Genomic DNA, 25458 nt, shown 5'->3' on the forward strand with positions numbered 1-25458 from the left:
GCCACTGTCCCGTTTCGCGCTGCCTTGCATTGAGGAAAGCTGTTCAGCACCTGCTTTTAAGGGCGCCGCGAGCCCGCCATTTGTCCAGCCGTCACACAGAGGTGCTGCCCTCGGACAGGACATGGGAAGATGGCCCCCCACTCCGGCAGGACCGCTGACGCGGAGAAAGAAGGATTGTATCATGTCTGACTCGAGTTCCCCTTTTCCGCTGGACGGCGCCGGTCTTGCGGTGCTGGAAGAACGGTTGTGGGAGAGCCTGACCTATCTTTGCTGGCCGGGAAAATCCTGGGTGCCGCAAAGAGAAGTTGGCGGGGAAGCCGTGAGCGATGTCGTCATTATCGGCGGGGGCATGTGCGGTCTGCTCGCCTGGATGGCCCTGCGCACGGGTGGCATTGACAACATCCGGGTGCTGGACCGCAGCCCAGAAGGTCTGGAAGGGCCCTGGCTGACCTACGCCAGAATGGAAACCTTGCGCTCCCCCAAGACCCTGACCGGCCCGGCCTATGGCCATGGGCTCCTGACCTTCCAGGCCTGGTTCAGGGCCCAGTTCGGGGCAGCAGCCTGGGACGAGCTCGATAAGATCCCCCGGCCCATGTGGATGGACTATCTCAAGTGGTACCGGGCGGTCTTCAACATTCCGGTTGAAAATGGTGTCGCCCTGGATCTTATCGAGCCGGAGGGCGATCTGCTGCGCCTGCATGTGAGTGGGGCGGGACAAAAGACAATCCTGACCCGCAAACTTGTGATGGCCACTGGGCGGGATGGCACGGGCATCCCGAACATTCCCGGTTTCATGGAAGGGGTTTCCCGCACCTATTGGGCCCATAGTGCCGATCCGATCGACTTTGCCGCGCTGAAGGACAAGAAGGTGGCGGTGATCGGGGTTGGCGCCTCGGCGGTCGACAATGCAGCCGAAGCGCTGGAACATGGCGCGGCCGAAGTGCGCCACCTGATCCGGCGCAAGGACATGCCGACCATCAACAAGATGATGGGCATCGGGAGCTATGGCTTCACCGCAGGCTACGGCGCCATGTCTGATGAATGGCGCTGGCGATTCATGAATTATTCCTTCGCGACCCAGACGCCGCCGCCTCATGGGTCCACCTTGCGGGTGTCCCGGCACAAGAACGCACATTTCCATTTCGATCTGCCCGTGACCAAAGTTGAGGAGACCGGCCGGGGTCTGACGCTTTTTCTCGGCGGGAACAACATCCACGAGGCGGATTTTGTCATTCTGGGAACCGGCTTTTCCGTTGAACCCATGGCCCGGTCCGAATTCGGCCCGGCGGCCCGTGAAATCGAACTTTGGCGGGACGTCTATACGGCGCCGGATGAGGAAAAAAATGAGGACCTCAGCCTGTTTCCCTATCTGAACGGGGACTTCACCTTCCGGGAAAAGACACGTGGAAACGCGCCCTGGCTCGCCAATGTTTATTGTTTCAACTACGGCGCAACAGCCAGTCTGGGCAAGGTCTCCGGAGATATTCCGGGCATTTCTGACGGGGCCAGCTGGCTGGCCAAGGCCATTGCCTCCCAACTTTACCGGGAAGATACGCTGGTGCATTGGCAAGGGTTCTTGAACTATTCCAAGCCCGAGCTGGACGGATCTGAGTGGACGCCAACCCCGTTGCCGCAGCAGCCGTCGTACCCGGTAGGAGAAGTGTCATGAGCGCGGGCTGTCCTGAAAAAAGCACTTTGCTGGATCTGTTGGCCCCAGCGCGCACTGCAGCACTGTCGGATGCGCTTGACTTGCGCGGCAACATTCTGGCCCTGACCCAGGAGACGGAAGAGGCGGTTTTAACCCCTCAGGACCCGGGCGGCTGGACGCCTGATCTGCGGGCGGCGTTGTCCGCAAGGGTGGCCGCGCTTAATGGGGCGTTGGCCCTTTTTGACCGCTACAGGGCGCTGATCAGCGATCCGCACATCGCGAAGCTCGCCGATCCTGCTGAGACGGGCAGCGCGCTTGGCCTCGACCATGTGTGTGCCTTCATGGACAAAGTGACAGCCAAGACACGGGAGGTGGAAGCTGCGGACATCACGGCCCTGCAAGACAAGGGGGTGAGCGATGCGGACATCGTGCGCTTGTGTGAAATCAATGCCTTCATGTCCTATCAAGTCCGCGTCTTTGCCGGCCTGCAGCTGCTGAAAGGGATGGGGGCATGAGTGATGTCATCCGCAAGTTCACCCGGACCGTTCCCGAGTGGAGCCCAAGGGTGGCGCCGGTGAAGCTGGACGAGGCAACGCCCGAACAGCTCGACGCCCTGAAGGTGACCCCGTCCAACACGAAGGTCTCGGCCTATGTGCTGACGCTCGCCCATGATGTTGAAACGCTGAAAGTCCGCTCGCCGCTCTTCAACGCGATCATGTATGACAAGGGGGGACTGTCCCGGGACGAACGGGAGCTTGGCGCGCTTGCCGCCTCCATGGTCAATCACTGCATCTATTGCGCGGCTGTCCATGCCAGCCGCCATGTACAGATTGCCAAGGATACGGCAGTGACCGATGCGCTCTTTGCCAAAGGCACAGAGGCGGATCTTTCTGCCCGTGACCGGGCGATTTTTGACTTTGCCTATAGCCTGTCGAAAAGCCCGCCGGAGGCCACGCCGGACCAGATAACGGCCTTGAAGGCGGCAGGTCTGGACGAAGCCGAGATCCTCGATCTTATTCTGTCCTCCGCCCTGTTTGGCTGGGCCAATCGCCTTATGCATGTGCTTGGTGATCCGGTACGAAAGGTGCCCTCATGATTGACCAGAAACCTCTCAAGGTCGGGATTGCAGGCGCCGGTTCGATCGCTTTCGGCACGTCAGCTCTGTTGCATCAATTGGGGCATGCGCCGATGCTCTGGTCGCCTTCCGGAAAAAGCACGGCGGGCCTTCGGGAAACGGGCACGCTAACCTCGTCCGGGGCCGTCGAACTCAGCTTTTCGCCCGCTATTGCGGTGTCGGCCCAGGAGCTGGCTGCAGCCAATGATGTGGTTCTCATCGCGGTTCCCGGCTATAGTCACAAACCGGTCATGGATGCCCTGGTGCCCCATTTGCGGGATCATCAGCCGGTGGTGATTTCCTCACATGCCTCTTTCGGAGCGCTTTATCTTGCCGATGCACTGGCCCGGCGCGGCGTTAGCCTGCCGGTGATCGCCTGGGGCACGACGGTGGTCACAGGGCGCAGACAGGGGCCGGAAAAGGTTCAGGTCAACACGGTGCGCTCTCTGGTCGACATGTGCGTGCTGCCGGAAAACGCGGTCGCTGCCGGTCAATCCTTGTGTGAACATATGTTCGGGAAGCGGTTTCAGCTGCGCGACGGGCTTCTGGCCATCAGCCTGTCCAACCTCAATCCCCAGAACCATATGGGCATTGCGCTGGCCAACATGACCCGCATGGAAAAGGGCGAAACCTGGGGCCAGGGCGAGAATGTCACGCCGACTGTTGGGCGGCTGCTGGAGGCGCTGGACGAGGAGCGCCTTGCCATTGCCCGTAAGCTGGGGCTGCCGGTCCGCACGATTTTCGAGCATTTTCATCTGTCCTTTCATGTTCCGGTGGCCTCCATCAGCGAGATGAACCAGGAAATGGACAAGCTGGGCCGGGGCGGCACCGGGCCGTCAACCGCCGACAGCCGCTATGTGACGGAGGATGTGCCGTTCGGCCTTGCCGTGACGGTTGCCCTTGGCGAACTGGCCGGATGCCCGGCCCGGCTCCACCGGGCTGGGGTCGAAATCTTCTCGGCCATGTATGGACGGGATTTTTTTGCTGAAAACGATCTGCTTCCCGCCCTCGGACTGGATAAGATGACGTTAGAGGACTTGTGCCGGGCGGCCCAGAGGGGCCACTTGGCGGGAGCGGCCGGTGAGGGCTGACCTGACCGGGCGGATGAGGGGACTGCGCCGCAAGACCGGACAACCGGCTCAAGGCGAAACATGGAGAACGACATGACCAAATTCACTTTGAACAGAAGAACCTTTCTTGGAACAGCTGCGGCCACCGGAGCCGTGCTGGCATCCCCAGCCTATTTGCGCCGCTCCCAGGCGGCTGGCGGGGAGGTGAATATCTGGACCTATGCCAATTTCGTCCCCGACGCGTTCAAGAAACAGTTTGAAGACGAGACCGGCATCAAGGTGAACATTCGTCTGGTGGATGATCAGGGTAAGCAGTTCAACCTGCTGGCGGCCGAAGCGGCGAACCCGACCGTCGACATCGTGACCGTGGCCGGTCACCGCTTCCTGCAATTCATCGACAGCGACCTTCTGGCCCCGCTGGACACCGGCCGTCTGTCAAACTGGGGCAATATCAACCCGGTCTATTCAGAAAGCGACTGGGCGACGATCAATGGCCACAAATGGGGGGCGCCGATCCTGTCCGGCATGGAGGTTCTGGCCTACAACACCGATCTGGTGTCGCCGGAGGATGCTGCAACCTGGGACACGCTGTTCTCTGAAAAATATGCCGGGCAGACCGCCTATGTGCTACAGGACATGATGTCCATCGTGATGCTGAAAATGGGCTATGACGGCAACATGGTCGCCTATATGGACGACCCGGAAAAAGCAGCCCGGATTGTTGCCGAAGCGCGAGACTATCTGATCGATAAGAAACCGCTGGTGCGCAAATATTATGACAGCGGCGCCGAGGTGCAGCAGATGTTCGTCAATCAGGACATCTCCCTCGCCTGTGCCTGGAACGGCCCGGTTGCCGCCCTGATGAATGACGGTTTCCCGGTCGCCATGAGCATTCCGAAGGAAGGCAGCTATGGCTTTGTTTATACTTATAACGTGGCCAACAATGCCCCCAACCCGGACAATGCCTATACGTTCTTGAATGCGCTGCTGGCATCGGGGGAAATCGGGGCGGAGATGACCAAGGCCTCGGGTTTCATCTCCACCTACAAGGACGCGTCGCAATTTCTGACGGATGCGGAAAAGGCCTCCACAAGCTTCCCGGAAGATCAGATTGCCAATCTGAAATTTTTCCGCGCCGAAGCCAACAAGATGAAATACGATCTTGTTGATCCGGCCGTGGAAGAGGTCAAGGCCGCCTAGGGACTGCCGCAGGGAGCTCCACTTGCGGGGCTCCTTTGACGGATTGGCCGTCTTATTCAGCGCCGCTGCGCACAGGACTTGTTGCGCGGCGGCGGATATCAGATTTGCGGTCTGTTTAAAGGAAATATCAATGTCAGGAAAAGTTCCGCCTGGACCGGCGGCCGCTTCCCTGCGGCAGGATGATGACGGGCAAGACGGGCGCCATGACCGGCGGAGCTTTTGGGGCGCTGTCTCCAGCGCAGGGGTCTATCAGGCCTTTGCTGCTCTTCTGCTGAGTTCGCCCACACGGCAATTCGCGCTTCTGGCGGCCTTCCCGGTGATCTGGGTGCTTACCCAGCATCTCGGGCCCATGATCCAAATGTTCTATGTGAGCTTTGTGGATGCCTATCCGGTTGCGCCCGGCCACCTGCATCACTACACGCTGGACAATTACACACGGTTTTTCGGCAGTTCCATTTTCCTGATGCCGTTTCTGCGCACGCTGCTCTTTGCCGCGACGCTGACCCTGGCCACCCTGATCCTGACCTATCCGGTCGCCTATTTTCTGGCCCGCCATGTGAAACGCTCCAACCAGATGGTGTTTCTGCTGCTGCTGCTGATCCCGTTCTGGGTTGGCGAGATCGTGCGCACCTATGCCGTCATGATCCTCTTGGGCAACAATGGCGCCGTGAACCTGGTGCTCAAGTGGGCGGGCCTGATCGACCGTCCGATCCCCTTCATGTATACGGGCTTTTCCCTGTCGGTCGGTATCATCTATCTGAGTGCGCTCTACATGCTGCTGCCCCTCTATTCGGCGCTGGAAAAACTGCCGCGCAGCTATACAGATGCCGCTGCGGATCTGGGGGCCGGGCCCTGGACGCGCTTCTGGCGGGTCACTCTGCCGCTGTCCCTGGAAGGGGTGTCGTCCGGATGTACGCTCGTTTTCCTGATTTCGACCGGCTATTACGCCACCCCCATTTTGCTGGGCGGGCCTTCAACCACGGTCTTCGCCCAGACCATTGCCGGGTTTTTCCATACGGCCGGGGATGAATGGCCCACGGGGGCGGCCTTTGCCTGTCTGATGTTTGTCACCGCCCTTGCCATTAGCTTGGTCTTCGGCCGCCTGATGACGCGGCTTCAGAAGGGAGCGCCCCGATGACCCGCCACACCCGCCTGATCATGGCGATGCTCTATTGGGCCTTTGTCCTTTATATCTTCGTGCCTCTGGCGCTGATGGTCCTGATGGGTTTCAAGGATTCCAAGTTTATCGGCTTTCCGATCCGCTCCTGGACCCTGGACTGGTACATGCGGGTGTTTGAAAACACTGAAGTCATGACCGCCTTCGGCTATTCCATGGTGATCGGGATAGCCTCCACCCTGGTGTCCCTGTGTGTCGGTGTCTGGATTGCGGTTCTGCTCAACGGGCGCGGTTTTGCCGGCAAGGGGCTGATTTACGGGCTGACGCTGCTGCCGGCTCTGATTCCGGGCATCATCTCGGCCATTTCCTTCCGGATCTATGCCCAGCTCTGGGGCATTCCTCCCGGTACCGGCGCCATCATCTGGTGCCACGCGGTGCATAATGTGCCCTTTGTCGTGCTGATCGTCTCCGCCCGGCTAAGCACGCTGCCGCCCAGCTATCTGGATGCGGCCCGGGATCTGGGGGCCGATCCGCTGATTGCCTTTCTCCGGGTGGTGCTGCCCTATCTGCGCCCGGCGCTGATCGGTGGTGGGGTGTTCTGCATGCTGATCAGTTTTGACGACTTTGTCCGCTCTTTCTTCCTGGGCGGCTATCAGCCGACCCTGCCGGTGCTGATCTTCGCCAAGTTGCGCTCGGGCATGTCTCCGGAAATCAATGCCATTTCAACCGTGGTTCTTGTTCTGACCGCCCTTTTGGGGATCTGGGCGGAACGCTCCATGCGCAGGCTGAAAAAAGGATAACAAGATGCCAGACATACATAACAGCTCTGCGCAAGACATCGTCCGGCTGGAGGGGGTCAGCAAGAGTTTTGGAGACACGCAGGCCCTTAAAAGCCTCAGCCTGTCGATCCGAGAAGGCGAGTTCGTCACCTTTCTCGGTCCGTCCGGCTGCGGCAAGTCGACCACCTTGCGCATTCTCGGCGGGTTTGAGACGCCGACCTCGGGCCGGGTGATCGTCAATGGTGAAGATGTCACCCGGCTGCCGCCGAACCGGCGCAAGGTCAATATGGTGTTTCAGGACTATGCCCTGTTTCCCCATATGACCGTGCGCCGGAACATTGCCTTCGGGCTGGAGCTGAAAGGGCTCGGCAAACGGGTGATCACCGCGCGCTGTGACGATCTGATGGGGTTTCTGGAACTCACCGCCCTGGCAGACCGGCTGCCCGATCAGCTGTCGGGCGGGCAGCGGCAGCGGGTGGCTCTGGCCCGGGCGCTGGCGCCGGACCCGGCGCTGTTGCTGCTGGATGAGCCCTTGGGCGCGCTGGATGCCAAATTGCGCGGCCAGGTCCAGACGGAGCTGAAATCCATCCAGAGGCGCACCTCCAAGACCTTCTTTTTCGTGACCCATGATCAGGACGAGGCCTTGACCATGTCCGACCGGATCGTGGTGATGAACAAGGGCGTGGTCGAGCAGGACGGCACTCCGGAAGACCTTTATTTTCATCCGTCCTCACGCTTTGTTGCCGAATTTGTCGGCGAGACCAATCTGATCGAAGGGCAGGTAAATGCCGTCAATGGGGCTGATGTCACGTTGACGTGGCGTGGGCTGAAGCTGGCCGGGCGCCCGCCGATCTCCGGCGGGCTTCAGGAGGGACAGAACGTGGCCGCCTCAATCCGCCTGGAAGGGCTCATGCTGACCGCGGACAAGCCGGAAGCGGCACAGAACGCCGTGCCGGTTCACATTACCGGGCGAACCTTCAAGGGTAGCCGGATGGAGCTGGATTTGCGTGTGGCGGAGGCACCCGATGTCCTGTTGCGCGCCTATACAGACACATCAAAGGCGCGGGACTTGGGGGAGGCGGAGGTCTGGGCGAGCTGGTCTCAGGAAGCCATGGCGGTTTTACGGGACTGATCTTGCGCCGGGCTGCCGCCGGTTTTTGCGCCGGGAGCCGCTCACAGCCCAGGTGCGGACGCCGCCTGCCCATTCTTCAGGTTGTGGTTTCGCCGTGCTTTTTGTGGCAGTGCAGCATCTTGAGTGCTTTTTCTTGCCATGTGGGGTTTGAATTGGCCGTTTCAAGGCTGATTTTGCTTGAATTTCGCGGGGAAAGGATCATAGAGAGGGCACCTTTGGCGCCGCGGTCCGGTGCGTCCGGGCCGGTTTGCAAGACATCTCCTGGCCAGGTTCTGTTTGGACGAGCCGACCAGCCCGGCGAAGAAAATAGAGAAAGGACGAGATGGGACTGACCTGTCGCGATGTGATGGTACCGTCGCATATTCAGAAGACGATTCATCCGGATGAAAGCGTGTCCAGTGCGCTGGAGATCATCAAGGCCAGCAAGGCCCGGTTTCTGCCGGCAGTGGATGAAAATGGCCTCTATGTCGGGCTCTTTTCCGCACCGACCTTGTTGAAGCTGATCTTGCCGAAAGCGGCGGCTCTTGGCTTTTCCTCCGGGCCCGGCCGTCTTCAGATGAGCAATCTCAGCTTCTTCAACCTGACCAAGGAAGACTTCAATACCCGCATTGCGCAGCTGAAGGAAGACAGGGTTGGCAACAACCTGTCAAACCCGGACAACATTCCCGTGGCCGCGCCGGACACCCCGGTGATGGAAGGGATTTTCCTGATCCATAACTACAAGCGGCACCTTGTGCTTGTCGAACCGGAAAGCTGGCGGTTTGTCGGCACGGTCAGCGCCAATTCCGTCCTCGACAACGTCCTCGACTGAACCTTCCTCCTGCGGACACTCTCCTCCCTCGGACCCTCCTATGACAACACACTCCATGCCTCACGGAGAGCACGCGTTCTCTGTTGCAGATTTGATCGGCATTTCCCCCCTCTGGCTCGCGACCGGCATCCTCGTCATCGTTTACGCACTGCTGATCACGGAAAAACTCAACCGTGCCATTCTTGCGATGCTTGGCGCATCGCTGATGGTCATATTCGGCATTCTCAATCAGGAACAGGCACTGGCCGGTGTTGATGCCAACACCCTGGCGCTTCTGATCGGTATGATGGTGATCGTTGCGATCACCTCCAAGTCCGGCCTGTTCCAGTTCGTGGCCATCAAGGCGGCGAAGTCGGTGAAAGCCAATCCGACCGGCATCCTGATCATGCTGACGCTGATCACGGCGGTTTTCTCGGCCTTGCTGGACAACGTGACCACGGTTCTTCTGATCGCCCCGATCACGCTGTTGATCACGGAAGCGCTGGAAACCCGGGTCTTCCCGTTCTTCCTGGCGGAAATCCTGGCCTCCAATATCGGTGGCACCGCCACCTTGATCGGTGATCCGCCCAACATCCTGATCGGCTCGGCCGCCGGGCTCTCCTTCAACCAGTTCCTGGTGAACCTCGCCCCGGTCTCAGCTGTCTGTCTGGTTGTGCTGACCGTGATTGTCTATTTCCTCAACCGCAAGGAACTGGCCGGAATTCCCCAGGAAGCCCGGGCGCGGATCATGGAATTCGATGAAAGCGGCGCCATCACAGATGCAAGGTTGATGGTCAAAGCCCTGTTCGTATTGGCCCTCGTCATTCTCGGCTTCACGCTTGGCCACAGCTATGGCATTCAGCCGGGCACGTCCGCGCTGTCCGGAGCTGCGCTGTTGATGCTGCTGGCCTATTGGGGCCAGGATGCAGAAGCCCAGTCGGAATCCGTGCACCACATTTTCGGCGAAGTCGAGTGGGTGACCATCCTGTTCTTTGGCGGCCTGTTCGTCATCGTGGCCGGCGTGGAAAATGTCGGTCTTCTGGAAATGTTCGCCGAATACGTTCTGCATGTGACCGCAGGCGATATGAAATGGACGGCGTTCCTGATCTTCTGGGCCTCCGGTTTGCTGTCGGCCATCCTCGACAACATTCCCTTTGTGGCCACCATGATCCCGCTGATCGAAGCAACGTCCGACACATTCGGCGCGCATGCCATCGAGCCGTTGTGGTGGTCGCTGGCCCTGGGCGCCTGCCTTGGGGGCAACGGCACCCTTCTGGGGGCAAGCGCCAACCTCACAGTTGCCGCCTTTGCCGAAAAGGCAAAGCAGCCGATCGGCTTCCTCACCTTCATGAAATACGCTTTCCCGATCATGCTGCTGACGCTGGTGATCGGAAACATCTATATCTGGCTGCGGTATTTCTAAGGCAGACCAGGTTTTAAGCCATAGGAACGCGACCCGTTTCAAAGTCTTAAAAAGGGGGCGCTGGAGAGTTCTTCCAGCGCCCTCTTTGCGTTTTCCTGCCGCGCTGGCGGCACCGATCATGGCATTGTCTGGTGTTCCCGTCGAACGCCAGAAGAGAACTTCGCTCAGATGAGGTTGGTCTTACCCCCAGAAGCGCGGGGTCTCGCGCGTGGCGTCCCAATAGCCTTTCGCGTGCTGCCATTTGGTCTGGCATTGGGCCTCGTGCCAGCCGATGACAAAGCCGATGGCCTGGCTGGCCGCCAGAGCGGTCTCTGCGGGGAGTTTGCATTTTTCCGGCAGGCTTTCGGCCATGGCCACATCGTTGAGATAGCCAAAAATATCCTGCAGCTTCTTCATCCGTTTCAAAAACGGCTTCACCGTCTCTGGGGGGTAGAGGCTGCCGAAAAACTCAATGCCGTAGCGCATCTTCTTCATGGCCTTGCGCATGTCATGGCGCTCGGGAATGGTTAATTCTTCCAGGCGTTTGCCGTAGCCCAGAACCTTCTTCCACTGTTTGGCAAGCGCGCTTGAGGAGAAGGCCTCGATTGGCTGGGCCAGCAGCCCGGTCTGGCCGAAATTTTCCGGGTCCAGCCAGCCGCGCCCTTCCGTATAGGCGGCCAAGTCCAGAAGGAAACCGTTGACCTCGGCAGAGCGCAAGTGCGTGGTAACCGCGCTGCGGGTGTCTTCACCGCGCGAGGCGCGCAGCGCATCCACAAGCGCGTCAAGGGGCACGCTGTCCGGGGCCTTGCCAATCAGCGGGGCCACGATCTCGTCTACGAGAACGTCCAGATCCCGCATGGATCCGGCTTCATTGGCAATGGTGCGGGCCATCTGGTCCAGGGGCGCTGCGGTTGCCGGGTTCAGCACGGGCTTGAACAGGCGGAAGGCGCTGCGCAGGCGCCGGAGGCCGACGCGCAGCTGGTGCGGGCCTTCCGGGTCCTCGCACGCCAGAACCGCTATTCGGTTTTCCGAGATCTGTTTCAGGCAGGAGCGCATGACATCGCGCAGGGCCAGTTCAACGCTGGTGCCCGGCGTGAAGGTGACCGCCTCGGCAAAAACCGGAGCGGGTGTTTCCGCCTGCTGGCCCTCGGCAAACCGGTAGCCGCGTTCGGCCTTGCTAAAGGGCGAAAAGCGAAAGGGCACATCCTTCAAAAGCGCTTTTGCAGCCTCGAAAATTGCCTGGCTTGGTCCCGATTTCAGCTCCATTTCCAGCTCCACAAGGGGCTGGCTGCCGGTGCCTGCCAGAATGTTACCGGTGTCGAACGCCAATTCGATATGCGCGCCGTCGCTGTTCCGTGTCAGCTGGCGGGTGGTGCGTTTCATCACCGTCTCGAAACACTCGGACAAGGGCGCGTCGCCGATGATCCCGGCCAGGGTCTTGCTCACCTCCGGATCCTCAATCACCGAGAAGTCCAGCGCCCGGCCTTTCACGGGATGTTCCGCCTCCACGGCAGAAGACAGCCCGGCCACAACCCCGGTGCCGATCTTGACGGTTTGCACCCAGCTCTTGCCGGACTTGCGCACTCGCAACGAGACTTTCGCCTTGCGCAAAGCCTGGTCTGGCGTGTCGAAATAGATCGACTGCAAGGTCCTGGTCACTGCCCGGCTGGCGGTGAAGCCGTCAATTGTGCCGGACTGCTTCATGGCGTCCTGCACCGTTGGGTCCAGTTCGAGCTTGAGCTCGATTTCACGTGCTGATTTGCTCATGAATCCGTTTCTAGCCAAGGCACAAAAGCTTGTCCAGAAAAAGCGCACAATTTGCGCTTTCGTTCGCAGGCTAAGCAGTTGAGGTGAAAACCCGTTGCGGGACTGGCGGGGGAGGCGGCAGAACCCCAGTCACCTGATCTGGAGTTCGTCTCATTTTCCAGCGGGTTCAGAACGACCTTCAGAGTCATGAGGGTGACTAGCCAGCCTATGTTTCAAGTGTGGATTTCGGAATTGAAATACGTTCCGGCGCGCGCTGCGCAAACCAGGCTTGTTCAATTCCACCACACTAGCGCACTCCGCCCACCCAAGGGGTCTGCGCCGCCAGTGGATTCCGCCGCCGGTCAGGCAGCAATCGCTTGCATCGGCGAAACACCCATGATACCCACCCTCTCCGGTGTCAGTTGCCCCTCTGGCGGAACTGGTAGACGCGCGGGATTCAAAATCCCGTTCCTTCGGGAGTGCCGGTTCGATTCCGGCGGGGGGCACCAAAAATCAGCCTAAAAGCCAAAAACATCAACGATTTCAACGTTTGCGCGATCCCTGAGGTACACAATCCGGTACACAAATCGGGCTGGTATTGAGATACGCAAGACAAACGCGCAAAGAATATTCAGAAGAGCTATCTGCAGATTTTGCAGAGCGAATGATTGATAAAGAGAACTCTATCTCTCGTTCCCGTTATCTCGCCTGCACAATCGGAAAGGCGCGGTCCCACGGCTGTCCTTTTCCCCGACCGAACCAAACTCTACTCCCCAGTTGCACACTTGAAGGTCCGTAGAAGCTTGTTGGATGGTACATGAGCGTCTCACCGCTATCCGCCCTGATGCGCCCTGTGTGTCCGTGCAGTTGAGATATGACCCCAAAACTATAGCCACTAACGCTATAACAAAGCCCCTCACAAAGGGCGACCAGCTCAGTCGCCGTTGGGCGCTTATTCTCGTCTTTATCCAAGCACTTGATAATAATTTCGTACAGCTGCGAACCTAGATTTTTGAACTGCGATTTGTCTAGTTTGCCCGGTTTCTTTGGTGGTGCAGCATCGATGATTTTGGGAATTGATTTCAATCCCGTCCCAAACGGCAACTCACCAGCCAAAAGCTCATAGACAATCGCAGCGATCGCCCAAACATCGGAAGCTTTTTTGGCGACGCTAAAGTCATTGATAGCCTCGGGAGACATATATGGAATGGCTCCAAGAACGGTCTTTGAGGATGTCGCCCCCCCACCCTCACCAGCCCATTGGCCAATTTCCTCCTCAGCCATCTTTGCGATGCCAAAATCAGTAATTTTCACATCCTCGAACAACCCTCCGCCAACAACCATGATGTTGCTAGGCTTCAGATCTCGATGAACAACACCCGCGGCATGAGACGCAGCTAATCCCATTGCTAGTTGATGTAGAATCCTTGCGCAGGTTGACGGTGGAAGATAAGGAAGATCTTTATCTCGTATAGACTGAAGGTCCTGCCCCCCGACTAACTCTTCTATTAGATAGGGCCGTCCACTTTCCTCAAAATAGTCAAGCGTCTTAGCGACATTTTGATGATTTATCCTAGCGCTTACAATCGCCGACTTCTGAAAGCGCCCTGCACCGCTCTCATCTTTTGGCGTTTTTAGAGCGACATTACGTTCAAACAAAGCATCAAAAGCGAGGTAGACATTCTGCATACCTCCCGCACCTATCCACTCTTTTGCTGAATAACGGCCGGAGAGCGGGGGTGTAGTAGTGGAAAGCGGTCCTCTCAACTCATTACCTCCGGATGCGAAATATCTGCCGTAATTGAAACGCGACCTCTAGACGCCGGATCGCCGAGCACGATTACCGCTGCCCCCTCCAGGACGTAACCCACCTTGATTGCCACATTATTGTGCCTGACATGACCAGTTACATGAGTAACGACGAATTCCATACCATTATAGGCAATACTTACGGTGTCAGCTCCAGAATTCAATCTTACTTGCCTATTGGAAGCATCAACTACATACCCTTGCCCACTATGGGTCAAAAGCATTCTATGTTTCTCGCGTAGTAAATACTTAGCTATCGTATCCCTCACCTCGCCCGCAGTCGGGCGATCAGCTGGATTTGCACTCAAACACCGATTTAATAACTCTACGATTTGCGCAGACAGCTGTATCGCGGCGGAATTGAAAGGCAGCACGGGGAGTATAGGCGGTATTTGCTTCATGCTGGGAGGCAAATCACCATCATTTAACAACCACAATGCCGTGACACCGAAAGCGAAAACATCGACCGCTTGGGTGAAATTATAATTTCCATCGCTATCCGGGACAAAAACCTCAGGCGCAGTAAAGAACGGGGTAAAGAATAGCTGGGCGGTTTTGGCTTCTGCAGAAATCTTTGCCAGCCCAAAATCGAAAATTTTCAATGACCCACCAGCATCAAACTTCATATTGCCCGGTTTAATGTCTCTATGAACACGACCATGGCTGTGAATATCTGCGATACCCGAAATAACTGAGTAAAGAGTTTTAAGCGCATCATCTGGGTCGGCAGAATTAGGCAATGCCGACAACTCATCACCGTCAATATACTCCTCTACAAATCCGACAATTTCTCCCCCATTGCGAATAACATCGAACACTTGAACGACATGTTTTGATCTAATATCAGCTAACGCCGACAATTCATCCATCAAACGATGCTTTTCAATCCCGTTTTTAAGCGCTTTGACAACAACATTTCTTTCCAAGTTTTTATCAAAACACTGCAATGTTTCCGACATCCCACCGCCGGGAAGTTTTTTAATAATTTTACTATATCTATCGGGAAGATTCACCATTATTATTCTTTGTCACCTCCACCAAATTCAATATTGAGCTGAGGTTTGACTTCTGGTTCGACTTTTTCGGGAGCTTTGTTTTTAGGTTTTTTCCTCTGGACTTTATTTTTCGGTCGCTCCGCTTTGGCAGGTTTCCAAGTATTTTCAGTTTGGGGACGACTATCCTCCTCACTGCTATCGTTTGCTTGTTGGTTCTGGTCCAACCAAATCTCGACCTTTTCACCCGCACTCCAGATCACAACCTCAAGGCCATCTGTGAACTTGGGTACCGGGTTAAAATCTTTGAGCGAGATAGAAACTGCAGAGGAATTGTCCTCAACCCCAGCCGCCTCTGCTACAAATATTAATTTACGCACGCACTCTGCAGGTGAGCCACTATTCCTAGTCACTCCCTCCAGTACTTTCTTTCCAATGCTATGAGCCCCGTCTGAAGTCAGAAGAAAACCTGAGAATTGATCGTTCTTGACCTTAAAAATATGGGGCTCAATTGAGCTTCCAATACCAACGAATTGAAGCAACCGGTTATCTAATACATCTTCGTCTTTATTTGAGGGAGTTCGCACGTGCTCGCCAAGGGTATCGTCACGAGTGAGTTGATCGAGTTCTCTACTACTTGAGATGCCATAAAGTCGGCTGTCGCCGATATGAGCTACCCAAATGTCGTTATTTCCCTTTGAAACCAATGCGGTGAGCGTAGTCCCACCACTTCCATGAAAGCGGTTAAAGACTTCATTGTTGGCGTAAGCGACGGCTTGGGACACCAATTCTTTGTTTGGAAGCCTATAGTTCTCGATCAAGCTGCTAATAAAGCAGCTGGCTGCACTTGCGGCCGCCTCGCCTCCTGAATTCATCCCTCCCATACCATCGCAGACCATTGCGACAACAATGACCTCGCCAGACGGAAGATTCAGATGCGACACGACCACACGATCCTGATTATCCTCTCGTGGCCCGATGTATGACCCGATTCCTAATCCTGTCGCCGATTGCAGACTCCTCCCGTGCCCGAGACGAGACAAGAAATATTCAATACGATCCAAAAGCGCGATATTCACACGAGCCCCAGCAGTTCCGGAAACATTTCAGCATGTTCGGCGGAGCCTAGCTGCAACTGGGGCTCCCTTCAATGCACAAGATGGCAATCAAAAATTTATCGCGACACGCCATACAAGCTAAAATAGAAATCTCCTGAGTTTGTTTAATTCACAGATCCAACAGTCACAAAAAGACACACTCGCCTCACCTAGCTCTGTGCAAAGGGTGACGTGATCGTCGAAATTGTTGCATAGAATGACCATGAAACTCGACGGCTCCGCTGGACCACAAAGGTGGTACACAGAACTGGACAAAAGGCAAAAATAATTCAATAAGATCAATATCTAACAAGCGAAACCGCCGAGTTCAAATCTCTCCGGCATCGACCTTTTTCGCCAAAACCCTGAGCAATGAATCTGCAGTGCCGAGTTGCGCCCCGGCTTGTCGGACGCGATGACGTTCCTTGCCTTCTCCACACTGCTCAGGTAGCTTCAAATGGGTACACAAAGCCCGGATCGGGTTTTCAGGCTCCATCGAACAGTAAATTGAAATTATTGGCTTTTTTGCGCTGAAAGGCCAGTTCGATTTTCTCTCTTCGCCCCGGCGGGGGGCACCATTTCCTTTGCGCTATCGCCTGTGGGCTGCTTGAGCGCTTGGATGGTCCAAGCGAATCCTTTCGCTTCCCTCTCTTGTCCCGCATGGCCGCTTCAAGATCCGGCCGGCCGGTGAACTTTCCCAGCGATTGCCCGTTTGTGTGCGGCCGGTTTGAGACCACGGCCAGAACCTGTCAGACAACTTGCTGTCAACACCCTTTCGAGCGGCCCCTTGCCCGATGAGGGATCCGACATATTTACGTCACGATACCGTCCTACTGCGGCTTCATAGTTGATTTTGCGAAAGATTTTTTCGGTCTGCGAAGGGGTATCCCGATGAAACGGTTTTTGATGGTGTCTGTCCTCCTGTCCGCGATGGCGGGCCCGGCCCTGGCCTGGACAGTGCAACCTGAAGGTTCCAGCCTGTCCTATGTGTCTATCAAGAATGGAGACACTGGTGAGGTGAACAAGATTGCTGGCTTGAGCGGCAATGTTGAAGACGACGGGACTGCGGCGCTGGTGCTGGATTTGGCGACCGTGGATACGGGCATCGACATCCGCAACGAGCGCGTGAAGACAATTCTGTTCAATGTGGCTGAGATGCCGACGGCCGGGATCGCGGCGAAGCTGAACATGGCTGACTTCGAAGGCCTGAAGGCTGGGGATGTTGCAAAGGCGGAGTTTCCGGTCACCGTGACCTTGCACGGCCAGGAGGTCGAGTATGACGTCGACGCGGAAATTGCGCGCTTGAGCGACGATGAGGTTTTGGTCTCCACCACCGCGCCTGTTCTGGTGTCTGCGGAGGATTTTGAACTGACGGCCGGTCTGGATGAGCTGCAGAAACTGGCAGGACTGGACTCCATCTCACCGGTCGTTCCGGTAACGTTTACCCTGGTTTTGAAGCGCTGATCTTTTCAAAAGCCTCTCCCGGTTTTGGCCGGGTGGGGCGCCTGTGTCTGCCCAGTCCGCTCGTCAAAGAGGGCTGATCCTGCTGTCAGACAGCGGGAGGCAAATCTGGTAGACCGTGATTTCCCGTCAATACACTGCGTCTCCGCATTCCCAAAGTCCCAAAAATATTCCACTCTCCAGATCTGGCCGGAAGGCGATCCTCCAACAGCTTAAAGGAGTGTGGAGATGTCGGGGCATGGGTATGAAACGGGCCGGTTGAACCTGCCCTTTGTCGGTATTTCTACCTTTGGCAAGCGGGACTATGTGGCCGACTGGGATGCGATTGACGCGGACGTGGCCGTGCTTGGGGCGCCGTTTGATTTCGGTTGCCAGTTCCGCTCGGGGGCCCGTTTCGGGCCACGCTCCGTGCGCGAAGCCTCAACCCTGTTCAGCTTCGGACATGCGGGCGCCTATGACCACGAGGACGATGCCACCTATCTCGGGAAAGACGTACGGATCGTTGACATTGGCGATGCGGATATCGTGCACACCAAAACGGAAGAAAGCCACGCCAATATCGAATACGGGGTGCGCAAGATCCTGACCGCCGGCGCGCTGCCGGTGGTGATTGGCGGTGATCATTCTGTCAACATTCCCTGCATCAATGCCTTTTCAGACGATTGTGCAAAGAAGGGCCCGCTTCATGTGGTGCAGATCGATGCGCATCTGGATTTTGTTGACGAGCGCCATGGGGTGACGGACGGTCATGGCAACCCGATGCGCCGGGCGATTGAAAAGGATTATGTGTCCGGCATGACCCAGCTTGGCATCCGCAATGTCTCGTCCACGGCGAAAGAAGGCTATGAGGACGCCCGCGCCCGGGGCTCGGATATCCTGTCCGTACGCCAGGTGCGCAAGCTGGGGCCTGAGGCTGTGCTGGCCCGCATTCCTGAAGGCGCCCGCTATTATGTAACGATAGATATCGACGCCTTCTGCCCGTCCATTGCGCCGGGCACCGGCACGCCAAGCCATGGCGGGTTTCTCTATTATGACGTTCTGGAATTGTTGCAGGGCCTTGCCAAGAGAGGGCAGGTCGCCGGGATTGATCTGGTGGAAGTGGCCCCGGATTACGATCCGGGCCAGAGCACCCAGATCCTGGCGGCGCAGATCCTGCTGAATTTCCTTGGCTTCATCTTTCATCACCGGCGCACGGTTTCTTGAGAGACGCAGGGCGGGGGCGTCTGGCGGCCTGTTCGGGGCCTTGGCTCTAATCCAAAGACACCCAGAGAACCTTGGCATCCTCCGTGCTGGTGGACACGCAACCATGACCCATGCCGCTGTCATAATAGACGCTGTCCCCAGCCTTCATGGGCAGGGGCTTGTAATGCTCGGTGAAGAAGGTCAGCTCGCCGCTGATCACATACATGAATTCTTCGCCCCGGTGCCGGATCCAGCCGTCAAATTCAGACACGTCCCGGGCCTTGATCGTGCTGATATAGGGGAACATGCGCTTGCTGGTCAGCTCCGTGCACAAAAGCTCGTGGCTGTAGGTCGGAGTTTCCTGCAGCTCGCCCGCGCCGGACAGGGTTACGTCCCGGCGGCCGGAAATATCGCTGGGGCCCGATTGCACAAAAAGCTGTGGTGTCTTCAGCTCAAGGGCTTTGGTCAGACGGCGCACAATGTCGAAACTCGGCCGGGTCTGGCTGTTTTCGATCTTGGACAGGGTTGAACGGCCGATCCCGGCCGCCTTGCCCGCTTCTTCCAGTGTCCAGCCTTTCTGCAAGCGCGCTTCGCGGATCATCTTGCCCAGATGCCCTGCGTCATTGGCGCCTGGGCGGTCGTCCTCGCCGGTCTGGGAAACGGGGCTGCTGTGGGAAGCGGGGTCCATGTCCGGCCTTTCTTTTGCGTGCCTGCTGTTTCGCATACCCGCCAAACAGCGTCAAATTTCTCAAACGCATTCTTTCGTTGCGTATGATGGAAAAGTTTCTTATAGGAAACAAATTGCAGATTAAGGGAGCGTTGTGGCGTTTGCGAACGCAGGCCGGGGTGATACCCTGCGCCGGACCGTGGAGGCCACAGGCACTGTCCATCCGCAGGATGGGCAGCAGGAGGCGCCAAAGGATAGACTTGGGGAGGAGCCCCTGAGAGGCGTATCCGGACTGTCTGAGCACGCTGCCCCCGCTGGAACCACAAGAGGACCGGTCTCATGGCTGATGCCCCCAAACGCACACCGCTTTACGATCTTCACCTGGACCTTGGCGGCAAGATGGTCGATTTTGCCGGTTGGGAAATGCCGGTGCAGTATCCGCTCGGCATCATGGGCGAGCACAAGCAGTGCCGCGAAAAGGCCGCGCTGTTCGATGTCAGCCATATGGGCCAGGTGATCCTGCGCGGGCAGGATGTTGGCCAGAAGCTTGAAGCCCTGTGCCCGCAGGCGTTTGCCACGCTGAAAGAGGGCAAGGCCCGCTACGGCTTCTTCACCAATGAGGCAGGTGGCATCATGGATGACCTGATCGTCTCCAATGGGGGCGATCATTTCTTTGTGGTCGTCAACGCCTCCATGCGCCATCAGGACATTCCCCATATGGCGGCCCATCTGGACGGGGTTGAGGTGACGGAGATATTCGACCGGGCGCTGGTGGCCGTTCAGGGCCCGATGGCAGAAGAGGTGGTTGGTAGCCTGTGTCCGGCCGTGCGGGACCTCACTTTCATGGAAACCATGACCGGCGACATTCTGGGCGCGGACTGCCGGATCTCGCGGCTTGGCTATACCGGGGAAGACGGGTTTGAAATCTCGATTCCGCAAGACCAGGCTCTGAAGATTTCCCGCGCGTTTCTGGCCCATGAAGCCTGTGAAGCGGCAGGGCTGGGCGCGCGCGACAGTTTGCGCCTGGAAGCGGGTCTGTGCCTTTACGGCAATGATATCGGCCCCGGGACATCACCGGTGGAAGCCTCTCTTACCTGGGCGATCCAGAAGCGGCGGCGCGAAGAGGGCGGTTTTCCGGGGGCAAGCCGCATTCAGCGTGAGATTGCCAGCGGACCGTCGCGCAAACTTGTCGGCATCCGGCCGGACGGCCGTGCACCGGCACGCCAGGGCGTGCGCGTTGCGGGCGCGGGCGGGGCTGATATCGGTGTAATCACCTCCGGCGGCTTCGGCCCGACGGCCGGTGGCCCGGTGGCCATGGGCTATGTGGAGGCGGCCTTTGCGGATGCGGGAACCAAAGTCGACCTGATCATCCGGGGCAAGACCCAGCCGGCCGAAATTGTCCCGCTGCCCTTCGTGCAGCAGAATTACAAGCGCTAAACCCGAGAGAGACCACCATGACCACCTATTTTTCCGAAGAGCACGAATGGATCACCGTTGCCGGCGACACGGCGACGGTCGGCATCACGGCCCATGCGGCTGAACAGCTGGGTGACATCGTTTATGTGGAACAGAAAGACGCAGGCGACACGTTTGCCAAGGCGGATGAAATCGGCGTCGTGGAATCGGTCAAAGCCGCTTCGGAAATCTATGCCCCGGTGGATGGCGAGATCACCGAGGTGAATACGGCATTGGCCGACAATCCGGCGCTGTTGAACGAAAGCCCGGAAGGGGAGGGCTGGCTCTACAAGATCAGGCTGTCGGCCCCGGACCAGGTCTCCGGTCTCATGGATCTGGATGGCTACAAGGCGTTTATCGGCTAACGGAAAGGGCTGCAGATGGCTTTCGAACTTACCACCTACCAGGCCTATGACTTTGCCAACCGACGCCATATCGGCCCGTCTCCTTCCGAGATGGACGAGATGCTGAAGCTGATCGGCTTTGACAGTCTCGATGCGCTGATTGATGCAACTGTTCCTGCGGCGATCCGCCAGCAGGAGCCGCTCGACTGGGGTGGACCGGGCCTGTCGGAACGTGATGCGCTGTTCCATATGAAAGAGGTCGCTGGCAAGAACAAGGTGCTGACCTCCCTGATCGGCCAGGGCTATTACGGCACGACCACTCCGGCGCCGATCCTGCGCAACATTCTGGAAAACCCGGCCTGGTATACGGCCTATACGCCCTATCAACCGGAAATCTCCCAGGGGCGGCTGGAAGCGCTGCTGAACTTCCAGACCATGGTGTCCGACCTGACTGGTCTCGACATTGCCAATGCGTCTCTGCTGGATGAAAGCACGGCGGCGGCCGAGGCCATGACCATGGCCAAGCGCTCTGCCAAGTCCAAGGCGGCGGCGTTCTTTGTGGACACCAATTGCCATCCGCAGACCATCGCCGTCATCGAAACCCGGGCCGAGCCATTGGGGATTGAGGTGATTGTCGGCGATCCGGACATGCTGGACCCGGAGACTGTCTTCGGCGCGATTTTCCAGTATCCGGGCACCTATGGCCATGTGCGTGACTTCACCGATGTGATCGCAGCGCTTCATGCCCATAAGGCGCTGGCCATTGTGGCGGCTGATCCGCTGGCTCTGGCGCTGCTGAAGTCCCCGGGGGAAATGGGGGCGGATATTGCCGTCGGCTCCACACAACGCTTTGGGGTGCCGATGGGCTATGGCGGCCCGCATGCGGCCTATATGGCCTGCCGGGATGCCCTGAAGCGCAGCATGCCAGGCCGGATCATCGGCGTGTCCGTGGACAGCCGGGGCAAGAAGGCCTACCGGCTGGCGCTTCAGACCCGTGAGCAGCATATCCGCCGTGAAAAGGCGAATTCCAACGTCTGCACGGCCCAGGCCCTGCTTGCGGTGATTGCCTCCATGTATGCGGTCTATCATGGCCCGGACGGCATCAAGGCAATTGCCCAGTCGGTGCACCGCAAGACGTCCCGCCTGGCCACGGGTCTGGAATCCCTTGGCTTCAAGGTGGAGCCGGAGGTGTTTTTCGACACGATTACGGTTGAGGTGGGTGCGCTTCAGGGCGTTGTCCTGAATGCGGCGGTTGCCAATGGCATCAACCTGCGCAAGGTCGGCGAGACGAAAATCGGCATTTCGCTGGATGAGCAGACCCGCCGGGAAACCATCGAAGCGGTCTGGCGCGCCTTTGGCGGCGACATGCTGGATGAACGCAAGATGAAGAGCGACTACCGCTTGCCGCAGCATGCTTTGCGTGAAAGCGCCTACCTGACCCATCCGATCTTCCACATGAACCGGGCCGAAGCGGAAATGACACGCTACATGCGCCGTCTGGCGGACCGGGACCTGGCGCTTGACCGGGCGATGATCCCGCTCGGTTCCTGCACCATGAAGCTGAATGCGACGATTGAGATGATCCCGGTCACCTGGCCGGAATTTGCCAGCCTGCATCCCTTCGTTCCGGAGGATCAAGCCGGTGGCTATCACGAGATGATTGCCGATCTCAATGACAAGCTGTGCCGCATCACCGGCTATGATGCGATCAGCCAGCAGCCCAATTCCGGCGCGCAAGGGGAATATGCGGGGCTGCTGACGATCCGCAACTACCACCAGGCGCGCGGCGACGGGCACCGGGACATCTGCCTCATTCCGACCTCGGCCCACGGCACCAATCCGGCTTCGGCCCAGATGGTTGGCTATAAGGTCATTCCGGTCAAATCGGACGACAAGGGCGATATCGATCTGGAGGATTTCCGGGCAAAGGCGGAAACCTATTCCGAAAATCTTGCAGCTTGCATGATCACCTATCCCTCCACCCACGGGGTGTTTGAGGAAACCGTGCAGGAGGTGTGCCGGATCACCCACGACCATGGCGGCCAGGTCTATATCGACGGGGCCAATATGAACGCCATGGTCGGTCTGTCGCAGCCCGGCGAGATCGGCGGTGATGTCAGCCATCTCAACCTGCACAAGACTTTCTGCATTCCCCACGGGGGCGGCGGGCCGGGCATGGGGCCGATTGGCGTCAAGGCCCATTTGGAACCTTTTCTTCCCGGCCATCCGGAATATGGTTCGGCGGTTGGTCCGGTCTCGGCAGCGCCGTTCGGGTCACCGTCAATCCTGCCGGTCAGCTGGGCCTATGTCCTGCTGATGGGCGGGCCGGGGCTCACCCAGGCCACCAAGGTCGCGATCCTGAATGCCAATTACATCGCCGCCCGCCTCAAGGACGCTTATGGCATTCTCTATACGTCCGAAACCGGGCGGGTGGCCCATGAGTGCATTCTTGACACCCGTCCGCTGGCCGACAGCGCCGGGGTGACTGTCGAAGACATTGCTAAGCGTCTCATGGATAGCGGTTTTCATGCACCCACCATGTCCTGGCCTGTGGCCGGCACGCTGATGGTGGAGCCGACGGAATCCGAGCCGAAGGCGGAGCTGGACCGGTTCTGCGACGCCATGCTGTCCATCCGGGCCGAAGCCCAGGAAATCATCGACGGCAAGATTGATCCTGAGAACAACCCACTGAAGAATGCGCCGCATACTGTCGCTGATCTGGTTGGGGACTGGGACCGGCCCTACAGCAGGGAAAAGGCGTGTTATCCGGCAGGGTCGCTGGATGTCGACAAATACTGGGTGCCGGTCAACCGCATCGACAATGCGTATGGCGACCGCAATCTGATCTGCACCTGTCCGCCCATGTCGGACTATGCCGAGGCGGCAGAATAGAAAGGTCCGGGTGGCGCCTGTGGCGCCACCTTTCCCGCCCGGCCAGGTTCAGGGCTATAAATGCCGGACTGTGGGCTGCACGAACTTTCGGCAAAGGGGTGCGACAGGCGTTTGACGGCAGAGTTTTCCTTGCCCTGGCGGGCGAGATGCTCTAACGGATTTGCCATGATCAGACGCCTCTATGACTGGGCCTTGTCCCTTGCCGCCGGACCCCGTGCACCTGCCGCGCTAGGCTCCGTTTCTTTCGTTGAAAGTTCGTTCTTTCCGATCCCGCCGGACATTCTGCTGATCCCCATGGTGATCGCACGGCGCGAGCGGGCCTGGTGGTATGCTCTGCTGTGCACGGTCACGTCCGTGCTGGGAGGCGTGCTCGGCTATCTCATCGGCATGTTCCTGTTCGAACAGATGGCGGAACCGATCCTCACCTTCTACGGCAAGATGGACAAGTTTGACGAGTTCAGCGCCGTCTTCAACCATTGGGGCTGGTGGTTTGTCTTTATCGCCGGTCTGACCCCCTTTCCCTATAAGGTGATCACCATCGCCTCCGGAGTGGCCGGGCTCAGCCTGCCGGTCTTCATTCTGGCCAGCATCGTGTCCCGGGGGCTGCGCTTCTTTGTGGTCGCCGGGTTGCTGTATTTTTTCGGACCGCCGATCAAGGACTTTATCGAAAAGCGGCTCGGTCTCATGTTCACCCTTTTCGTCGTGTTGCTGGTCGGCGGATTTGTTCTGCTGCGCTATCTGTGATGAAGGAAACCCGATGACCCAAGAGCGTCTGGCGAGCAGCCTTTCCGGTCTTGTCCTGTTTGGCGGGCTTGCGGTGATTGCAACAGCCTGGGGGTTCCAGCTGTTTGGCGGCTATGTGCCTTGCAAATTGTGCCTGGAACAGCGTGTGCCGTATTATGCCGGATTGCCGTTGACGGCAATTGCCCTGATGCTGATGGCGCAGGGGCGTGCGCGGCTGGCCCTGCTCATCCTTCTGGCGGTGGCAGCCGTCTTTGCGTATGGCGCGGGGCTTGGGGTCTATCAGGCCGGAGCCGAGTGGCAGTTCTGGGCGGGCCCAAGTGACTGCGGCGGGGGCACGGCAGCCCCGGCCTCTGCGGCCAATATGCTGCAGGCACTGCAGAATACGCGGGTTGTCAGTTGCACGGAAGCCAGCTGGCGCCTGGCTGGTCTTTCCTTTGCCGGATGGAATGCTGTTGCGTCCGCAGGACTGGCCGTTTTGAGCCTGTTTGCCGCTCTCCTGTTGAAACAGAGGTGGAACAGGTCCACTTTAGCCGGATGAGCAGAAAGAAACAGCTGGATGATCAGCGGCGCGCAGAAGCGCTGAGGGCGATTCACAGGGTGCAGGCGGAAAGTGAATCGCTCGGCAGTTCGAGCTTTCGGCGTATGGCCGACAGGGCTAGCTCGCATTTGAGGGGCGCCGACAAGGATCAGGACGATCAGATAGAGGTATGGGGAACCCGGATCGGCCGGACCGCCGGTGTGATCTTTGCCCTGGGGCTGCTGATCTATCTGGCCGCCACGTATCTTTAGGCATTGTGACGTTCATTTTAAGAGCAGG

24 protein-coding genes and 1 tRNA gene are annotated in these 25458 nt (G+C 58.1%); 19 read left to right on the plus strand and 6 right to left on the minus strand.

Going from position 1 to position 25458, the window contains the following annotated elements; genetic code table 11:
• Positions 1–181: 181 nt before the first annotated feature.
• The 8 genes from ACXAIC_RS08675 to ACXAIC_RS08710 all read left to right on the plus strand — a co-directional run bounded on the left by ACXAIC_RS08675 (position 182) and on the right by ACXAIC_RS08710 (position 8060).
• A complete protein-coding gene (locus ACXAIC_RS08675) occupies positions 182–1669 on the plus strand; it encodes an NAD(P)-binding domain-containing protein (RefSeq protein WP_475175918.1) in 1488 nt (495 codons plus the stop codon).
• Entirely contained in the window at positions 1666–2163 is a 498-nt protein-coding gene (locus ACXAIC_RS08680; protein ID WP_475175920.1) for a hypothetical protein, read from the plus strand. Before ACXAIC_RS08675 ends, ACXAIC_RS08680 begins: the two co-directional genes overlap by 4 nt.
• Positions 2160–2744, plus strand: a complete 585-nt coding sequence (locus tag ACXAIC_RS08685; protein WP_475175923.1) for a peroxidase-related enzyme — start codon at positions 2160–2162, stop codon at positions 2742–2744. The genes ACXAIC_RS08680 and ACXAIC_RS08685 overlap by 4 nt, the downstream gene beginning before the upstream one ends.
• A complete protein-coding gene (locus ACXAIC_RS08690) occupies positions 2741–3853 on the plus strand; it encodes an NAD/NADP octopine/nopaline dehydrogenase family protein (protein WP_475175926.1) in 1113 nt (370 codons plus the stop codon). The genes ACXAIC_RS08685 and ACXAIC_RS08690 overlap by 4 nt, the downstream gene beginning before the upstream one ends.
• Positions 3854–3925: 72 nt before the next feature.
• Positions 3926–5032 carry an ABC transporter substrate-binding protein gene (locus ACXAIC_RS08695; RefSeq protein ID WP_475175930.1) on the plus strand — a complete coding sequence of 369 codons (1107 nt, stop codon included), beginning with the start codon at positions 3926–3928 and terminating at the stop codon, positions 5030–5032.
• Between the two features lie 130 nt (positions 5033–5162).
• Entirely contained in the window at positions 5163–6170 is a 1008-nt protein-coding gene (locus ACXAIC_RS08700; protein WP_475175932.1) for an ABC transporter permease, read from the plus strand.
• Complete coding sequence (locus ACXAIC_RS08705; RefSeq protein WP_475175937.1) at positions 6167–6949, plus strand: ABC transporter permease; 783 nt, start codon at positions 6167–6169, stop codon at positions 6947–6949. The genes ACXAIC_RS08700 and ACXAIC_RS08705 overlap by 4 nt, the downstream gene beginning before the upstream one ends.
• A gap of 4 nt (positions 6950–6953) precedes the next feature.
• Positions 6954–8060: an ABC transporter ATP-binding protein gene (locus ACXAIC_RS08710; RefSeq protein WP_475175941.1), complete on the plus strand. Its 1107-nt coding sequence runs from the start codon at positions 6954–6956 to the stop codon at positions 8058–8060.
• 76 nt (positions 8061–8136) lie between these two features.
• Here ACXAIC_RS08710 and ACXAIC_RS08715 read toward each other — a convergent pair whose 3' ends face one another.
• Positions 8137–8313 (minus strand): hypothetical protein, encoded by a 177-nt coding sequence (locus ACXAIC_RS08715; RefSeq protein WP_475175945.1) that lies wholly within the window; start codon positions 8311–8313, stop codon positions 8137–8139.
• A 69-nt stretch (positions 8314–8382) separates the two neighbouring features.
• Between ACXAIC_RS08715 and ACXAIC_RS08720 the strand changes: the two genes are divergently transcribed.
• Complete coding sequence (locus ACXAIC_RS08720; protein ID WP_475175948.1) at positions 8383–8871, plus strand: CBS domain-containing protein; 489 nt, start codon at positions 8383–8385, stop codon at positions 8869–8871.
• A gap of 40 nt (positions 8872–8911) precedes the next feature.
• Positions 8912–10273 (plus strand): ArsB/NhaD family transporter, encoded by a 1362-nt coding sequence (locus tag ACXAIC_RS08725; RefSeq protein ID WP_475175953.1) that lies wholly within the window; start codon positions 8912–8914, stop codon positions 10271–10273.
• Positions 10274–10453: 180 nt separating this feature from the next.
• On the opposite strand, the gene ACXAIC_RS08730 is transcribed toward ACXAIC_RS08725, so the two are convergent.
• A complete protein-coding gene (locus tag ACXAIC_RS08730) occupies positions 10454–12019 on the minus strand; it encodes a CYTH and CHAD domain-containing protein (protein ID WP_475175958.1) in 1566 nt (521 codons plus the stop codon).
• A gap of 403 nt (positions 12020–12422) precedes the next feature.
• Between ACXAIC_RS08730 and ACXAIC_RS08735 the strand changes: the two genes are divergently transcribed.
• Positions 12423–12507, plus strand: a tRNA-Leu gene (locus ACXAIC_RS08735).
• A 190-nt stretch (positions 12508–12697) separates the two neighbouring features.
• Here ACXAIC_RS08735 and ACXAIC_RS08740 read toward each other — a convergent pair.
• Genes ACXAIC_RS08740 through ACXAIC_RS08750 form a run of 3 tightly spaced genes read right to left on the minus strand, consistent with a single transcriptional unit; the run spans position 12698 to position 15878 of the window.
• Positions 12698–13765 carry a serine/threonine-protein kinase gene (locus ACXAIC_RS08740; RefSeq protein WP_475175964.1) on the minus strand — a complete coding sequence of 356 codons (1068 nt, stop codon included), beginning with the start codon at positions 13763–13765 and terminating at the stop codon, positions 12698–12700.
• Complete coding sequence (locus tag ACXAIC_RS08745) at positions 13762–14823, minus strand: serine/threonine-protein kinase (RefSeq protein WP_475175967.1); 1062 nt, start codon at positions 14821–14823, stop codon at positions 13762–13764. The genes ACXAIC_RS08740 and ACXAIC_RS08745 overlap by 4 nt, the downstream gene beginning before the upstream one ends.
• A 2-nt stretch (positions 14824–14825) precedes the next feature.
• The gene (locus ACXAIC_RS08750; RefSeq protein ID WP_475175974.1) at positions 14826–15878 is read right to left on the minus strand and encodes a PP2C family protein-serine/threonine phosphatase; all 1053 of its coding nucleotides are present in this window, start codon (positions 15876–15878) and stop codon (positions 14826–14828) included.
• Between the two features lie 909 nt (positions 15879–16787).
• On the opposite strand from ACXAIC_RS08750, the gene ACXAIC_RS08755 reads away from it, so the two are divergent.
• On the plus strand, positions 16788–17360 hold the full coding sequence (locus ACXAIC_RS08755; RefSeq protein ID WP_475175981.1) for a YceI family protein: 573 nt from the start codon (positions 16788–16790) through the stop codon (positions 17358–17360).
• A 225-nt stretch (positions 17361–17585) separates the two neighbouring features.
• Positions 17586–18560: an agmatinase gene (speB, locus tag ACXAIC_RS08760; RefSeq protein ID WP_475175986.1), complete on the plus strand. Its 975-nt coding sequence runs from the start codon at positions 17586–17588 to the stop codon at positions 18558–18560.
• A 46-nt stretch (positions 18561–18606) separates the two neighbouring features.
• Here speB and ACXAIC_RS08765 read toward each other — a convergent pair whose 3' ends face one another.
• The gene (locus tag ACXAIC_RS08765; protein ID WP_475175991.1) at positions 18607–19227 is read right to left on the minus strand and encodes a helix-turn-helix domain-containing protein; all 621 of its coding nucleotides are present in this window, start codon (positions 19225–19227) and stop codon (positions 18607–18609) included.
• A 318-nt stretch (positions 19228–19545) separates the two neighbouring features.
• Between ACXAIC_RS08765 and gcvT the strand changes: the two genes are divergently transcribed.
• From gcvT to ACXAIC_RS08795, 6 genes are all read left to right on the plus strand, one after another.
• A complete protein-coding gene (gcvT, locus tag ACXAIC_RS08770; RefSeq protein WP_475175994.1) occupies positions 19546–20643 on the plus strand; it encodes a glycine cleavage system aminomethyltransferase GcvT in 1098 nt (365 codons plus the stop codon).
• Between the two features lie 17 nt (positions 20644–20660).
• Positions 20661–21026 (plus strand): glycine cleavage system protein GcvH, encoded by a 366-nt coding sequence (gene gcvH, locus ACXAIC_RS08775; RefSeq protein WP_475175997.1) that lies wholly within the window; start codon positions 20661–20663, stop codon positions 21024–21026.
• Between the two features lie 15 nt (positions 21027–21041).
• Positions 21042–23897: an aminomethyl-transferring glycine dehydrogenase gene (gene gcvP / locus ACXAIC_RS08780; RefSeq protein ID WP_475176002.1), complete on the plus strand. Its 2856-nt coding sequence runs from the start codon at positions 21042–21044 to the stop codon at positions 23895–23897.
• A gap of 165 nt (positions 23898–24062) precedes the next feature.
• Positions 24063–24641: a YqaA family protein gene (locus tag ACXAIC_RS08785; RefSeq protein ID WP_475176006.1), complete on the plus strand. Its 579-nt coding sequence runs from the start codon at positions 24063–24065 to the stop codon at positions 24639–24641.
• A 13-nt stretch (positions 24642–24654) separates the two neighbouring features.
• Entirely contained in the window at positions 24655–25179 is a 525-nt protein-coding gene (locus tag ACXAIC_RS08790; RefSeq protein ID WP_475176009.1) for a disulfide bond formation protein B, read from the plus strand.
• Complete coding sequence (locus ACXAIC_RS08795) at positions 25176–25430, plus strand: hypothetical protein (RefSeq protein WP_475176010.1); 255 nt, start codon at positions 25176–25178, stop codon at positions 25428–25430. Before ACXAIC_RS08790 ends, ACXAIC_RS08795 begins: the two co-directional genes overlap by 4 nt.
• Positions 25431–25458: the final 28 nt, after the last annotated feature.

The sequence above is a fragment of the Roseibium sp. AWQ4_254 genome, from assembly GCF_056161025.1.

What these genes read in the sequence shown, in the direction of transcription:
- ACXAIC_RS08675 (WP_475175918.1), top strand. Translation starts at nt 182, where the DNA reads ATGTCTGACTCGAGTTCCCCTTTTCCGCTGGACGGCGCCGGTCTTGCG.
- ACXAIC_RS08680 (WP_475175920.1), top strand. Translation starts at nt 1,666, where the DNA reads ATGAGCGCGGGCTGTCCTGAAAAAAGCACTTTGCTGGATCTGTTGGCC.
- ACXAIC_RS08685 (WP_475175923.1), top strand. Translation starts at nt 2,160, where the DNA reads ATGAGTGATGTCATCCGCAAGTTCACCCGGACCGTTCCCGAGTGGAGC.
- ACXAIC_RS08690 (WP_475175926.1), top strand. Translation starts at nt 2,741, where the DNA reads ATGATTGACCAGAAACCTCTCAAGGTCGGGATTGCAGGCGCCGGTTCG.
- ACXAIC_RS08695 (WP_475175930.1), top strand. Translation starts at nt 3,926, where the DNA reads ATGACCAAATTCACTTTGAACAGAAGAACCTTTCTTGGAACAGCTGCG.
- ACXAIC_RS08700 (WP_475175932.1), top strand. Translation starts at nt 5,163, where the DNA reads ATGTCAGGAAAAGTTCCGCCTGGACCGGCGGCCGCTTCCCTGCGGCAG.
- ACXAIC_RS08705 (WP_475175937.1), top strand. Translation starts at nt 6,167, where the DNA reads ATGACCCGCCACACCCGCCTGATCATGGCGATGCTCTATTGGGCCTTT.
- ACXAIC_RS08710 (WP_475175941.1), top strand. Translation starts at nt 6,954, where the DNA reads ATGCCAGACATACATAACAGCTCTGCGCAAGACATCGTCCGGCTGGAG.
- ACXAIC_RS08720 (WP_475175948.1), top strand. Translation starts at nt 8,383, where the DNA reads ATGGGACTGACCTGTCGCGATGTGATGGTACCGTCGCATATTCAGAAG.
- ACXAIC_RS08725 (WP_475175953.1), top strand. Translation starts at nt 8,912, where the DNA reads ATGACAACACACTCCATGCCTCACGGAGAGCACGCGTTCTCTGTTGCA.
- ACXAIC_RS08730 (WP_475175958.1), bottom strand. Translation starts at nt 12,019, where the DNA reads ATGAGCAAATCAGCACGTGAAATCGAGCTCAAGCTCGAACTGGACCCA.
- ACXAIC_RS08745 (WP_475175967.1), bottom strand. Translation starts at nt 14,823, where the DNA reads ATGGTGAATCTTCCCGATAGATATAGTAAAATTATTAAAAAACTTCCC.
- ACXAIC_RS08755 (WP_475175981.1), top strand. Translation starts at nt 16,788, where the DNA reads ATGAAACGGTTTTTGATGGTGTCTGTCCTCCTGTCCGCGATGGCGGGC.
- speB (WP_475175986.1), top strand. Translation starts at nt 17,586, where the DNA reads ATGTCGGGGCATGGGTATGAAACGGGCCGGTTGAACCTGCCCTTTGTC.
- ACXAIC_RS08765 (WP_475175991.1), bottom strand. Translation starts at nt 19,227, where the DNA reads ATGGACCCCGCTTCCCACAGCAGCCCCGTTTCCCAGACCGGCGAGGAC.
- gcvT (WP_475175994.1), top strand. Translation starts at nt 19,546, where the DNA reads ATGGCTGATGCCCCCAAACGCACACCGCTTTACGATCTTCACCTGGAC.
- gcvH (WP_475175997.1), top strand. Translation starts at nt 20,661, where the DNA reads ATGACCACCTATTTTTCCGAAGAGCACGAATGGATCACCGTTGCCGGC.
- gcvP (WP_475176002.1), top strand. Translation starts at nt 21,042, where the DNA reads ATGGCTTTCGAACTTACCACCTACCAGGCCTATGACTTTGCCAACCGA.
- ACXAIC_RS08785 (WP_475176006.1), top strand. Translation starts at nt 24,063, where the DNA reads ATGATCAGACGCCTCTATGACTGGGCCTTGTCCCTTGCCGCCGGACCC.
- ACXAIC_RS08790 (WP_475176009.1), top strand. Translation starts at nt 24,655, where the DNA reads ATGACCCAAGAGCGTCTGGCGAGCAGCCTTTCCGGTCTTGTCCTGTTT.
- ACXAIC_RS08795 (WP_475176010.1), top strand. Translation starts at nt 25,176, where the DNA reads ATGAGCAGAAAGAAACAGCTGGATGATCAGCGGCGCGCAGAAGCGCTG.